Origin of the sequence: Sphingobacterium cellulitidis (assembly GCF_043187465.1) — a bacterium.
GTDB lineage: Bacteria > Bacteroidota > Bacteroidia > Sphingobacteriales > Sphingobacteriaceae > Sphingobacterium > Sphingobacterium cellulitidis.
This window is the reverse complement of the sequence record NZ_CP171136.1, coordinates 238,197-250,459: the sequence shown is the minus strand read 5'-3', so window position 1 is coordinate 250,459 and position 12,263 is coordinate 238,197. Positions and strand designations below refer to the sequence as shown.

The 12,263-nt window shown below is 37.2% G+C and carries 13 protein-coding genes; 4 read left to right on the top strand and 9 right to left on the bottom strand.

The genetic code is table 11. The annotated features are described in order from the left end of the window. The 4 genes from ACF3OC_RS01115 to ACF3OC_RS01100 all read right to left on the bottom strand — a co-directional run bounded on the left by ACF3OC_RS01115 (position 1) and on the right by ACF3OC_RS01100 (position 2,457). Positions 1 to 342 carry a TM2 domain-containing protein gene (locus ACF3OC_RS01115; RefSeq protein ID WP_094257644.1) on the bottom strand — a complete coding sequence of 114 codons (342 nt, stop codon included), beginning with the start codon at positions 340 to 342 and terminating at the stop codon, positions 1 to 3. Positions 343 to 426: 84 nt separating this feature from the next. After that, positions 427 to 1,398, bottom strand: coding sequence for a rhodanese-related sulfurtransferase (locus tag ACF3OC_RS01110; RefSeq protein WP_094257643.1), 972 nt, complete (start codon positions 1,396 to 1,398; stop codon positions 427 to 429). Between the two features lie 89 nt (positions 1,399 to 1,487). Further along, on the bottom strand, positions 1,488 to 1,724 hold the full coding sequence (locus tag ACF3OC_RS01105; RefSeq protein WP_094257642.1) for a DUF3820 family protein: 237 nt from the start codon (positions 1,722 to 1,724) through the stop codon (positions 1,488 to 1,490). Next, positions 1,705 to 2,457 (bottom strand): glycosyltransferase family 2 protein, encoded by a 753-nt coding sequence (locus ACF3OC_RS01100; RefSeq protein WP_094281016.1) that lies wholly within the window; start codon positions 2,455 to 2,457, stop codon positions 1,705 to 1,707. Before ACF3OC_RS01100 ends, ACF3OC_RS01105 begins: the two co-directional genes overlap by 20 nt. A 213-nt stretch (positions 2,458 to 2,670) precedes the next feature. Between ACF3OC_RS01100 and ACF3OC_RS01095 the strand changes: the two genes are divergently transcribed. After that, positions 2,671 to 3,363: an FkbM family methyltransferase gene (locus ACF3OC_RS01095; protein WP_094281015.1), complete on the top strand. Its 693-nt coding sequence runs from the start codon at positions 2,671 to 2,673 to the stop codon at positions 3,361 to 3,363. Here the strand turns inward: ACF3OC_RS01095 and ACF3OC_RS01090 are convergent. Next, the gene (locus ACF3OC_RS01090; RefSeq protein ID WP_179221485.1) at positions 3,360 to 4,277 is read right to left on the bottom strand and encodes a glycosyltransferase; all 918 of its coding nucleotides are present in this window, start codon (positions 4,275 to 4,277) and stop codon (positions 3,360 to 3,362) included. The genes ACF3OC_RS01095 and ACF3OC_RS01090 overlap by 4 nt on opposite strands. Positions 4,278 to 4,401: 124 nt before the next feature. On the opposite strand from ACF3OC_RS01090, the gene ACF3OC_RS01085 reads away from it, so the two are divergent. From ACF3OC_RS01085 to ACF3OC_RS01075, 3 genes are read left to right on the top strand one after another with little or no spacing between them, the layout of a single operon-like run. After that, positions 4,402 to 5,850, top strand: coding sequence for a lipopolysaccharide biosynthesis protein (locus ACF3OC_RS01085; RefSeq protein WP_094281013.1), 1,449 nt, complete (start codon positions 4,402 to 4,404; stop codon positions 5,848 to 5,850). 5 nt (positions 5,851 to 5,855) lie between these two features. Further along, on the top strand, positions 5,856 to 7,229 hold the full coding sequence (locus tag ACF3OC_RS01080) for a hypothetical protein (protein ID WP_094281012.1): 1,374 nt from the start codon (positions 5,856 to 5,858) through the stop codon (positions 7,227 to 7,229). Continuing rightward, positions 7,207 to 8,325 carry a CapA family protein gene (locus ACF3OC_RS01075; RefSeq protein ID WP_094281011.1) on the top strand — a complete coding sequence of 373 codons (1,119 nt, stop codon included), beginning with the start codon at positions 7,207 to 7,209 and terminating at the stop codon, positions 8,323 to 8,325. The genes ACF3OC_RS01080 and ACF3OC_RS01075 overlap by 23 nt, the downstream gene beginning before the upstream one ends. On the opposite strand, the gene ACF3OC_RS01070 is transcribed toward ACF3OC_RS01075, so the two are convergent. From ACF3OC_RS01070 to ACF3OC_RS01055, 4 genes are all read right to left on the bottom strand, one after another. After that, a complete protein-coding gene (locus ACF3OC_RS01070) occupies positions 8,326 to 9,069 on the bottom strand; it encodes a DeoR/GlpR family DNA-binding transcription regulator (RefSeq protein WP_094257635.1) in 744 nt (247 codons plus the stop codon). It abuts the gene before it with no gap. 61 nt (positions 9,070 to 9,130) lie between these two features. Beyond that, positions 9,131 to 10,114: a hypothetical protein gene (locus tag ACF3OC_RS01065; RefSeq protein ID WP_094281010.1), complete on the bottom strand. Its 984-nt coding sequence runs from the start codon at positions 10,112 to 10,114 to the stop codon at positions 9,131 to 9,133. Positions 10,115 to 10,235: 121 nt separating this feature from the next. Beyond that, on the bottom strand, positions 10,236 to 10,961 hold the full coding sequence (locus tag ACF3OC_RS01060; protein ID WP_094257633.1) for a YebC/PmpR family DNA-binding transcriptional regulator: 726 nt from the start codon (positions 10,959 to 10,961) through the stop codon (positions 10,236 to 10,238). Position 10,962: 1 nt separating this feature from the next. Next, positions 10,963 to 11,913, bottom strand: a complete 951-nt coding sequence (locus tag ACF3OC_RS01055) for an NAD-dependent epimerase/dehydratase family protein (protein ID WP_094257632.1) — start codon at positions 11,911 to 11,913, stop codon at positions 10,963 to 10,965. Between the last annotated feature and the right edge of the window lie 350 nt (positions 11,914 to 12,263).

The following is a 12,263-nucleotide window of genomic DNA, read 5'->3' as shown; positions in this document are numbered from 1 at the left end:
TTAATAACTTAATGAAGTTACCAGCTTCTCAAAGTTCTTCGTTTTAGTCGCCCCCATGATCATAAACCAATCGATGATGGTCCAAATACCCAAACCCCCACAGGTCAATAATTTAGCAATACCTAAGCCGGTATCTCCAATCATAAAACGATCAATCCCAAACGAACCTGCTAATATGGAAACAATTAATACGGTAGTAGGATCTTTATACTGTTGAATCTGAACATTAGTGAATTTACTGTCATCCGCTCTGCTCAGTAAATCCTTAATCTCCATTAATTGATATGATTCAAAAAACTTATTGTTCGACATTAAAAACATGTCTACTTTCTGACTATCCATTTTCTTTAATAATTAGGGTTTAAACAAAAAATCCATTTACCTATTGAAAGATAAATGGATTTTTCCAATATTTTTAATAAACTTTTAATTTTTAACCAATTTCTTGTGTTTTCGCTTAGAGATTTTTTCCTCATTAACTGGCTGCGGAACCTTAACATAATAACCTGTACCATCATATTCACGTTTCCGTGGATGTGTCTGACATGCTGATGAACAACAACCTTCTAATTCCCACCCACATTCATCACACTGCGTGAAATGCTCATTACAAACAGGGTTTGCACAGTTTATCATCTTCGAAGTAATCTTACCACAGTTTTTACAGGTCGAAACAACAGATGGATTAACCGAATTGACAGGAACGGTTACTCGATTATCAAAGACATAACATTCGCCTTCAAAATCCTCTCCTCCAGCTTCCTTGCCGTATTTGATAATTCCGCCATGTAATTGGTAAACATCCTCAAATCCTTCCTTCAACAATAAAGCGGAGGCTTTCTCACATTTAATACCACCGGTACAATAGGTTAATATCTTCTTGCCTTTTAAATGCTCAAGCTCCTTAACTTTTTCAGGAAACTCCCTGAAGTTTTCAATATCTAAGGTAATTGCATTCTTAAATCGACCTACATTATGTTCATAATTCGAACGAACATCCAAAACAACCACATCTTCCTGATCTTTCATCGCCAAGAAATCTTTTGGCTCCAAATGAATTCCAGTCTGTTTATTAGGATTGATCTCCGCAGGATTACGTAAGCCTGAATGTACAATCTCCTCCTTGTAACGACAATGCATCTTGATAAATGAAACTTCTTCCACATCGTCAATCTTAAATTCGGTCTTCGAAAATCTCGGATCTGAATGAATATGCTCCATATAGGCCGCACAGGACTCTGGAGTCCCCGAAACAGTACCATTAAGCCCCTCGTCCGCAACGATAATCCGACCTAATAACCCAAGTGATTTACAAAATTCTAAATGATCTTCTGCGAATTTTTCCGCATTCTCGATAGGGCTGTAACAATAGTACAGCAATGTTTGATATTGTGCCATATATTCATTGATACCGCTGCAAACGGCGTTTAATGTTTTAAATAATGATGCAAAGATAAAAAAATTGAATGATCAAAAATTGATATTCATCACTTTTTGATTAATGGAGTCAATAAATACTCCAACCCATTCAGCTTTATTTCATATAATGTCTCCAGTAAAACCCCTATTTTCCCAGGAGGAAACCCCTTTTGCTTGAACCAAGCCAAATAGGGCTCCGGCAAGTACATCAATAAATAGCCTTGATATTTCCCAAATGGCATCCGACTATTGGCCAATTCAACCAATAAATTGGGATTCAAAAAATTAGTCTCTTGTTTTGCCATGCCTCAATCGATGAACTAATAATCGCATCGCGATAACACCATGGTTGATAAGGTTGGGAACAAAACCATAATATTTCTTAAAAATAGCATATCGCTCCTTCAAACTCTGCTTATGTCGCTGTTGTGACATCCCCCCAACCAAATACTTTGCGACATAATCCTTAACATTGACTACCTTATTCGCCTTTTGAGCAGCCCGAATAACCCAATCTATGTCTGAACTCAATTTATATTGCAAATCATAGGGAGTAGTTAAACTACGCTTGATATAAATCGCTTGATGACAAACATTCATCCCATACTTAAACGATTGCCAATCAAAATGCTCAGGGGTCTTATGCCGTCTATCCCCAATCACCTCCCGATCCTCATTGATGAGTTTCGTCTCACCATAATAAATATCCGCATAATCCTCATTCCCAAAAACCTTCTCTAAGGTATTTGCAGCATAAAGCTCGTCTCCAGAATTTAAAAATAGGACGTAATCCCCCGTAGCCAAGGATAATCCCTTGTTCATCGCATCGTAAATCCCATTATCCTTCTCCGAAACCAACACATTGATCGTATCCCGGTATTCTGAAAGAACATCCAACGTACCATCAGTAGATTTTCCATCAATCACGATATATTCAATGTTCGGATAGGTCTGCTTGTCAACCGAAGCCAACGTAAAACCAATATCGCGGACATTATTGAAAACTATGGTAATAATTGAAACCTTTGGATAAGCCATGCTAATGGGAAATGATTATAATAAATTAACATTGTAAAAATAGGTAATTGAAAATCAAATACGCAGGACAAATTTTTCTTAAACCATCCCAAAACTTCAATCATCCCTAAATCAAAATGTTAAAAGCTCCTAAATTTTTTCCCGATCCTAATTACCTAAAAAAATAATTGTACTTTAATTGAATATATTAACGATTGAAAAATCTAAGGCCAAATGTCAAAACTTAAAAAAACTATCTTAACTTATTTTCCGATCCATAAGTTCTTTCATGCCCGTTCTTTCTCCCAGGAAGGGGAAGACATGGTCCTCCGTGGTTTCTATGAAGGCAGAAAAAACTATAAAGGTTTTTATATCGACGTTGGTGCCCATCATCCCTATCGTTTCTCAAATACCATGTATTTCTATAAAAAAGGTTGGCGTGGAATTAATATTGAACCTTCCCCTGAAGCCATGAAATGGTTCAAATGGTTCCGTAAAAAGGATGTCAATCTTAATATTGGTATCAGCGAAAGCCCCCAAGAATTGACCTATTACTGCTTCAATGAACCTGCACTTAATGGTTTCTCCAAAGAAATCTCCGAAAAAAGAGATGGCTTAAATGCAAAATATCATCTATTAAAAACAATTCCCGTACCTACATTACCTCTAAAAGAGGTCTTACAGAAATATGTTCCGAAAGGAAAAAAAATAGACTTCTTATCCGTAGATGCCGAAGGGTTCGACCTGATAGTTTTGAACAGTAATGATTGGCAACAATTTAGACCAACATTCGTTCTCGTCGAAGAAGAATTGGCGATTGCTGAACTGAACCAATCTGAGGTATTTCAGCTTATGCTACAAAAAGGTTATGCCTTGGTGGCAAAAACCAAAAGAACACTATTTTTTAAAAATCAGGAAGAAAATTAGATTTTACGCATTTTCCGCTCCAACATCTTTTTCTCAAGATACTTGGCTAGCCTTTCGAAAAAAGTCCCCTTACGGTTCTTATAGAAATGCTTTATAGCCTCAAAGGCTAGCGGATCCTCTTCAATGATAACTGGAAACTTGCGTACTGGTTTTTTTGATAGTTCCACTCTATATACCTGATCCACATCAGAATGTGTTCCGGAACCATCTGTCCCTGTATTTTGAATAAAGGAATATCGTGGATACAAGGCTAATCCGCCTTGATTGAATACCGATAGATACCATCGAATGGCCCAAGAATTAATCTTGCCGGCTTTGAACTGCTGCACCTGTTTCCAAAAATTCTCCGACCCATCCACAGAAAATGCCTTCCGCTGCTTACGTGTGAAATCTTTCGTTAACTCCTCAATGTCTGGATTAAAATGCTTCCACGCCCGCGCCCAGGTTGCCCATCCCCAACTGTTCGCAACCCTAAAGAAAAATGACTGTGGCAATTTCTTCGGCTTTTCAACCGGATACATATATCCTGAAATCTCCATGACCTTTTCTTGATCCTCGTACTGAATCAAGGCATCATTGAAATATTGAAGCGCATAGGTGGAAGTCTCTAAATCATCCTCCAATACTATGATCTTTCCATGTTTCTGCACAACCTGACTCACACCTTCTATGATGCTATTTGCTAAACCCTTGTTTTGAGAACGCTCAATAATATATATATGCTTAAACTTCCAGGGTTCCCGGATAATCGAGCGTACCTGATTCACCGACTCAATGTCCTGCGCGGTCTTGGCACCATCGGAAAAAATATAAATATCAGATTCTTCCGCCAAGGTATTGGCCTCAAGAGCTGCTAATGTCTTACGGGTATGTTGGGGTCTATTGTAAACAAATAATGCGATGGGTGCTAGCATGTGAAACAGAAAATCAAAATATTCTAAATCAAATATATGAGTAAATCTCGTAATGCATTAAGTATAATGCTTTTTTCTTATGCTGTACAATAATCTTTCCTAAATTTGTTGATTATTCGGATAAATGAGCGAAAACACTAAGAATATCACAATTCAAGGCCTTTTCTGGAATGCCTTAGATCGATTTGGCAACCAAGCAATTGTTACCATTGTCGGTATCATTACTGCCAGGATCTTAACCACTGAGGATTTCGGTGTAGTCGCAGTCCTGATGATTTTCTCAGTAATCGCAACTTCATTTGTCGATAGCGGTCTTGCCACATCCTTAATCCGAACAAAAGTGGTCGAGGAAAAAGATTATTCAACCATGTTTACCTTTAACTTAATGGTAAGTGTGATTATTTATCTGATCTTATTCTTTTCCGCCCCTTATATCGAACAATACAACAATGTCCCCGGTTTAGCATTATATGCCAGAGTACTATTCCTGCAAATTATCGTCCATTCTTTTGGAATCGTCCAGTATGTTAAAATATTAAAACAATTTAAGTTCAAACTGACAACTAGAATCAATGTGTTGGCAATTCTATTTGCTGGAATTCTCGTCATTTTAATAGCTTTATTGGGATTTGGCGTATGGGCATTGATTTTACAACCTCTGTTGTACACCTTTTTCAGAACCCTCATGTTATGGATATGGGGAAATTGGAAAGTGAATTTCTTCTTTAGCCCAGCATCTTTAAAGAACCATTTTGCTTTTTCTATTTCCTTTATGTTTTCCAATATGTTAGGAAAAATCTTGTCTCCTTTTTATTCATTTTTTTTAGGACGACATTACAGTTCAGATGATGTCGGCATCTATTTTCAAGGTAATAAATGGGGCGAAACTCCCGGAACTACCATTACTGCAATTATTCAAGGAACTACCCTTTCTACACTTACACCTATACAGGATGATGCCCCTAGATTTTTGAATGCAACTCGGAAAACCATGTCTACATTAGCATTCACGTTAATTCCTATTAGTTTTTTGGCGATATGTGTAGCAAAACCAGGCTTCATTTATTTCCTAACAGATAAATGGATACCTTCAATCCCCATATTTCAAATTTTGTGTTTAGCAAGTATTTTCACCTCCTTGACCGACCTCAATGTCAACTTCTTAAATATAAAAGGCAGTTCAAAATTCTTTTTAAGACTTGAGATTATCAAGGTATCCCTGGCAATTCTATTTTTGTTTTTGACCTATCAAAATGGATTGCTAATGATTGCGGTAGGATTACTGACTGTACGGGTTATCTGCTTTATCATTGCAGCAATCATGAGTGGAAAGGTCTATGGATACCAAATTTGGATGCAGGCTAAAGACCTTTTGCCAACAGTTCTCGTATCAATTGTAGCAGCATTTTTCGCTTACCTACCCTTATACATAAACCTAATCACGCACGATTTGGCGCTCATCATCGTACAAACCCTTATATTCGTAATTATTTATTTAGGAGCTAGCCATGTCTTAAAAAATGATATCTGGCTCGAAATATTAGGAATGTTAAAGAAAAAATTAGCTAAATAATCTTAATGGAAGTTGCAAAAGGAAATTGGGTCGGTTATCAAACTGTATTCTATAATTTAATTACTGGAAAATACAGCCAAGATATTAATGAGGTCATTGATTACAACAACCTGGAAATTGATCCAGAAGGCTTAGCAGCATACTTAGATTTTGGATATAGCGTCTTTGGACATACTCCAGTAAAAAATGTCCAATATTTGCTCCCCAACCAGTCTTTATCCCTTGAAAACAATCAGTTAGTTGTAAAGAACCACGAAGACAAAACTCTGCAATTACTTGGCAAAAAGTCAAATGAGGATGATGTTATTGAAAAACTGCGTAAATCAGTAAATGACTGGGCTGATGGATTCCAAGATGATATTTTAATCCCTACAAGTGGCGGTTTTGACTCCCGATTAATGAATGTATTAATTAATGATAAAAGCCGAATCCATGCCTATACCTATGGAACTTCCTTAAATCAGGATGAATCAAGGGAGGCAGTCTATGCAGGTTTATTATCTCAAAGACTAAATACCTATTGGAAAAGAATCTCCTTAGGAAAATTCAATGTCTATATGGATCAATGGTATGAACAGTTTGGCCCCGCAGTCGCAGCCTCTGGAACTTACCATATGGAGTTTTACCATAAAATAAAACACCTAGAACAAGGAAATCCCTTGCATCTTTTAAGTGGAATTATAGGCGATGCTTGGGCCGGTGCAGTCAAGGTACCTATGATCGACAGTGCCGCTTCTTACCGCACCTTGGGATATACGCATGGAATGAGCGCTGACTCTAAATTAGCAATGAACGTGGATTATAGCGGAATTGTCGAACCAATTTACGACCGACAAAAAGAATATTTATCCTCTCCCGAATACCGGATTATCACCGCTATGAGAACTAAAATGATGATGCTTCAATATCTCATCTCAGTTCCAGCAAAAATTGCCTACCCTGGATATTCCCCATTCGTGGATGAAGACCTCGCTATTTCCATGTTGAATCTACCTGCAGATAGACGTGAAAACCGTACTTGGCAAAGAGATTTCTTCAGAAAAAATAACCTCCTATTTGAAGAGGAAAAACATAAATACACCTATCAAAACTCCTTAAACTATTACGCTTTATTAAATGAAAGCTTGATTCCATTGAATGTGGAAACCTTAAAGGAATGTTTCAATACTGATTATCTCAATTGGATCAATCAAAAGATAATGCATATTGGCAGGAAAGAAAAAATCTTTCAAACCCTAATGCATACTCCAAAAGTGAAAGGTGTTTTGAAATTATTTGGTGCAAAAAACGATTTATTGGAAGCATATTTTGCTTATATTACAATCAAACCGATTGAAACTTTATTATTAAAGAGAAATGCAAGCAGCCTCCAAGCATAAGTTTATCTTCGTTGGGGATGTGGTCTGTGAAAAACAACCTCAATTTTCCCCAGCTTTGCAGGAATTATTCGACTCCGCAATTCTTAAATCATGCAATTTCGAAGCCCCAATTAAAGGGATCGGAAGTCCAATCCATAAAACTGGTCCCCATCTCGCGCAAAATCAATCTGCAGCTCAATGGGTGCAGGACCTTGGATTCAATTGCTTTGCAATGGCCAATAATCATATTAATGATTTTGGCGAAGAAGCGCTCCTTAAAACAATGCAACTATTCCCAGTTCAAGAAACCCTGGGTGTCGGAAGCGAACAACAAGCATATCAACTTAAAACCAGAATCTTTGATGATGTCAAATATGGATTTTTGGCCTATGGTGAGAATGGTTATGGCGCATTGAATGGGGATCGTAAAGTGGGGCATGCTTGGGTAAACGCCAAACGGGTCAATCAGGATATTCAGAACTACAAAAGCCAAGTTGATGTCCTTATTGTTCAGATCCATGCAGGTGTGGAACTCCTCGATGTGCCAATCCCCGAATGGAAAGACCGCTATAAAGAATTGATTGATCTCGGCGCTGATGTAATCATTGCCCACCATCCGCATATTGTACAAGGGATTGAAGAATATAACCAGAAATTAATTGTTTACAGTCTGGGAAATTTCTATTTCGACTATCATGCTAATCATCCGCAATGGAATATTGGCGCTGTCCTTGAACTTGAATTCGAAAACAAAAATCTAAATCAGCACTTCCTCCATATTGTTGAAAAGAAAAAACAAACAGTAGAATTAAAGGACAAAAAATTATCCCTTGATTTCATAAGACCATTATCAGCAAAACTGAATAATCATGATTATGAAGAATATGTCAATAAAAAAGCTGTGGAAGAATGGAAAAAGCATCATGCCAATTACTATGCAAAACCTTTTAATGGACTAGCAGGCTACAGCATCAGCAAATTGTTGAAGCATGCTAAAAGAACTTTTTTCAATCGTAGAATAAATTATAACCTGATTTGGCATAACCTATTTATTGAAAGCAACAAATGGCTCGTTGAAAGAGCCATCCGTATAAAAACTTTTAATAAGAAAATCTGATTAAATAATATTTATTTGCTTACTAAACTCCTCCAAACTAGGATGTTTAGGGTTTAAATCTGTAATAAGGTAGGTAATGTCCTTTAATGGGCACACCCTTAGCTTCTGGTTGGAGTTCAATTTCTCCACTATACTCAAAACCCCTAATTTCTGAGAACATTTGATCATGGCTTTTTTGATCTGAACAACTTCCCAATCTGAATCCGTAACTCCTTCTTCTACCGATAAACTGTTCGTCCCCAATAAACATAAATCCACCTTGATATCTGATAACTCATTGATAACTTGTGAACCCGATACCACATTGGTGTTTCTGGATAATTTCCCTCCTAAAAGAAAGACCTCTAAATTTTCTTTCTCGGCCAATTCCAAGGCAACCAATGGGCTAATTGTAAAGAAAGTACATTGAACATCCTTTGGAACCAATCGTGCCAATTCAATCATACTCGTTCCACCGCCCACTAAAATGGTCATCCCACTCTGGATTAATGAAATAGCCTTCGAAGCAATCTCTTTCTTCGCCTCTTTAGCATAAACATTTCCTTCCTGAAAGGGATATTGAAAAGACTTCGATAAGGCCCCACCATATACCTTCAATACTTTTCCACTCTCTGCCAACTCATTTAAATCCCGACGAATGGTATCCTCAGAAACATTTAACTGAACACTTAAATCCGAAGATAAAACTTTGTTGTGTATATTAATTTGATGTATGATATAGGCTTGTCTTTCTTCTTTTAACATAATTTATTATCAATTTTGAATCTAAAAATATAAAATAAATCAGATTTTACACGAAATCTTTCTAATCCTCTTTATTCTTTTGATCAGTAGACTTCTTCGCCGCAAAGCGGGGCTTGAATCCAATAGGTTTTGATGTTTGTTGAGGTTCAGCCTCTTCAGATGGACCTTTAGGGTTTTCAGGTTCCTTTTCCTCTTGATTAGTATCTGTCTTGGTAACACCTGCTTTAAATCTAGGTTTAAAGCCTGTCGGTTTAGATTTTGGTTCCTCATTACTTTCGGGAACCTTCGATTCCCCTGCTAGTTCTTGATTGGCCTTTGAAGCATCTTCCTCCCTTGAAGATTCCACTTCTACTTTCTTTGGAAGATTTCCCGCCTTAAATCTCGGCGTAAATCCCTTGGGCTTTGAAGCTGTCTCCTCCGATTTATCTTCTTCAGTTTTCGATTCTGTATTTGAATCTTTTATATCCTCTTCTTTTTTCTCAGGTTCTACTTTCTTAGGTAGATTAGCAGCCTTAAACCTCGGCGTAAACCCCTTGGGTTTAGCTGGAGCTTCCTTTTCCTCCATTGCCTCTCCCTTTACTTCTACGGCCTTGGTTGAATCTTCTGTGGTATTCGTTGCATCTTTCGACACAGGAGGCGCACTGGCCTTAAAACGTGGCTTAAATCCAGTCACCGGCTTAGACTCTGTCTTCTCTGTTTGCTCTTTCGCTTCTTCACCTGGTTTCTCCTCAGCAGGTTTTACCGTTGCTGATTTGAACTTAGGACGGAATCCCATTGGCTTCTTCACAGTTGATTCTTCAATAACACTGCCTGTACTGTTCGCCGCAACCTTGACCTCCACTTTCTTAGGTTCTGAAATCTCAATCTCTTGAAGTAAGTATTCTTTCCTTAATCTATTAAACCAAAATTTCTTGCTATGATCAAAACTCTTTTCACCCATTAAAGCATAATCCCTATCAAATTCATGATATAGATCAGGCTTTGCTTGTTGTAAAGCTTTGATATCAATTTTCTTTTTCGTAAAAAATTCCGTGAATGATAGCATATACAAATGTATACATTTAGACCTAAAAAAGCCGTAGCAACAATTTTTTAAGGAATCAGTATGAATCCAAAACAAAAAAGAGGGCATGCCCTCTTTTAAATTCTTAATATAATCTTATGGATTAATCCATATTATGATAAACTGCCTGTACATCATCATCCTCTTCAATCCTATCAATTAATTTCAGGACATCCGCAGCTTGTTCTTCTGTAAGATTAGTATGTGAAAGGGCAATACGTTCCGTTTTGGCAGATGATACTTCTATCCCTTTTTCCTCCAATAAACGTTGCATATTTCCGAAATCTTCAAAAGAAGTCTGTACAACGACAATATCGTTTCCTTCTTCATCAGCCTCTACATATAGTTCTTCTAATCCGCCATCAATTAACTCCAATTCCAGTTCTTCAACATCCAATTCCTCGGCTGCTGGAAAACGAAATACGGATTTTCTTTGGAAAATAAAATCCAAGGAACCTGTTTTTCCTAATGAACCACCTGCTTTTGTAAAATAACTTCTTACGTTGGCAACGGTTCTATTGGTATTATCTGTAGCTGTTTCTATTAATACAGGTACTCCATGAGGACCATATCCTTCATAGACAAACTCTTCGTAACCTTTTGAATCCTTCTCAGAGGCTCTTTTAATCGCCGCTTCAACCCGATCTTTTGGCATATTTACGGCCTTCGCATTTTGAATTGCAGTCCGTAAGCGGGAATTATTCTCCGGGTGAGGACCGCCTTCTTTTACTGCGATTGCAATTTCCTTTCCAAGACGCGTAAATTGAACGGCCATCTTGGCCCAGCGTTTAAATTTTCTTTCTTTTCTGAATTCGAAAGCTCTACCCATTTTATTTTAGTTTTGTTTTAAGATTCTCCAGCATGTCTTGTGCCATCCCTGCCAGATCAAATGTTGGTTTCCAACCCCAATCTGCCCTTGCTTGATCATCATTGATGCTCTTTGGCCATGAATCAGCAATTGCTTGACGCGGATCATTGTCTGAATAGGAGATCTCAAAATTAGGTAGAATTTTTTTAATTTCTTCAGCTATTTCTGTTGGAGTGAAACTAACTCCCGAAAGATTATAGCTCGAACGAATACTTAAACCCTCTGATTCTGCATCCATTAACTCAATCGTCCCACGAACCGCATCATCCATATATAACATCGGTAACTCGGTCGTCGAACTTAAAAACGACTCATACTTCCCTTGACGAATTGCCTCAAAAAAGATATGAACCGCATAGTCTGTCGTACCACCTCCTGGTTCTGTACGCCATGATATAATGCCCGGATAACGGATACTACGGATATCCAACCCATATTTGTTATGGTAATACTCACATAAACGCTCACCAGCTAATTTACTGATTCCATAAATACTATTCGGATCCATCACACAGTATTGTGGGGTATCTACCTTCGGTGAATGCGGACCAAAGACAGCAATCGAGCTTGGCCAAAAGATTTTCTTAACACCTAATTCAACTGCTAAATCCAAAACATTCAATAACCCATTCATATTCAAATCCCAGGCCTTCTGTGGGTATTGCTCCCCAGTAGCCGATAACATCGCTGCTAATAAATAAATTTGAGTAGGTTTATATTTTATTATCAAAGCTTTTATAGCTTCTTTATCCAGAACATTTAGTGTCTCAAAAATCTCACCTTCGGCAATTTCCTTCGGCGCTCTGATATCTGAGGTAATAACATTTTCGTTTCCGAACTTAATTCGCAATGCTGCGGCTAACTCTGAACCAATTTGACCATTGGCTCCGATCATCAAAATGACTTCTTTCATTATGGAAATGATAGTTTTATAAATTTAGTTATTTCAATAACTCTAAAATAATATGGCGAAATTACCAATTAAATGCCTGAATATGATGTTTCCCAACATTTTGCGCAAACGTATGATTTAAATTTTTACATTCAAAAGGTATTCCCATTTTTTAAGTCGCCAAAACCAATTTTTCAATGAAACATTGTCAATAAAAACCTCGATTAACTGAACGATTCACATAAAAACTAGATTCTCGTTGAACTTTATTCCATCATAGTGATAATCAATTATTAAAAGCGAAAATATATCAAAATTGTTCAGGTTTATTTAGTATGTTTGTTACCTTAATAAAATCAATAATAATTAAA

Coding starts and splice junctions, on each gene's coding strand:
- ACF3OC_RS01090 (WP_179221485.1), bottom strand. CDS start 4,277: ATGCTAGCACCCATCGCATTATTTGTTTACAATAGACCCCAACATACC.
- ACF3OC_RS01075 (WP_094281011.1), top strand. CDS start 7,207: ATGCAAGCAGCCTCCAAGCATAAGTTTATCTTCGTTGGGGATGTGGTC.
- ACF3OC_RS01065 (WP_094281010.1), bottom strand. CDS start 10,114: ATGCTATCATTCACGGAATTTTTTACGAAAAAGAAAATTGATATCAAA.
- ACF3OC_RS01110 (WP_094257643.1), bottom strand. CDS start 1,398: ATGGCACAATATCAAACATTGCTGTACTATTGTTACAGCCCTATCGAG.
- ACF3OC_RS01085 (WP_094281013.1), top strand. CDS start 4,402: ATGAGCGAAAACACTAAGAATATCACAATTCAAGGCCTTTTCTGGAAT.
- ACF3OC_RS01060 (WP_094257633.1), bottom strand. CDS start 10,961: ATGGGTAGAGCTTTCGAATTCAGAAAAGAAAGAAAATTTAAACGCTGG.
- ACF3OC_RS01055 (WP_094257632.1), bottom strand. CDS start 11,913: ATGAAAGAAGTCATTTTGATGATCGGAGCCAATGGTCAAATTGGTTCA.
- ACF3OC_RS01115 (WP_094257644.1), bottom strand. CDS start 342: ATGGATAGTCAGAAAGTAGACATGTTTTTAATGTCGAACAATAAGTTT.
- ACF3OC_RS01095 (WP_094281015.1), top strand. CDS start 2,671: ATGTCAAAACTTAAAAAAACTATCTTAACTTATTTTCCGATCCATAAG.
- ACF3OC_RS01070 (WP_094257635.1), bottom strand. CDS start 9,069: ATGTTAAAAGAAGAAAGACAAGCCTATATCATACATCAAATTAATATA.
- ACF3OC_RS01105 (WP_094257642.1), bottom strand. CDS start 1,724: ATGGCAAAACAAGAGACTAATTTTTTGAATCCCAATTTATTGGTTGAA.
- ACF3OC_RS01080 (WP_094281012.1), top strand. CDS start 5,856: ATGGAAGTTGCAAAAGGAAATTGGGTCGGTTATCAAACTGTATTCTAT.
- ACF3OC_RS01100 (WP_094281016.1), bottom strand. CDS start 2,457: ATGGCTTATCCAAAGGTTTCAATTATTACCATAGTTTTCAATAATGTC.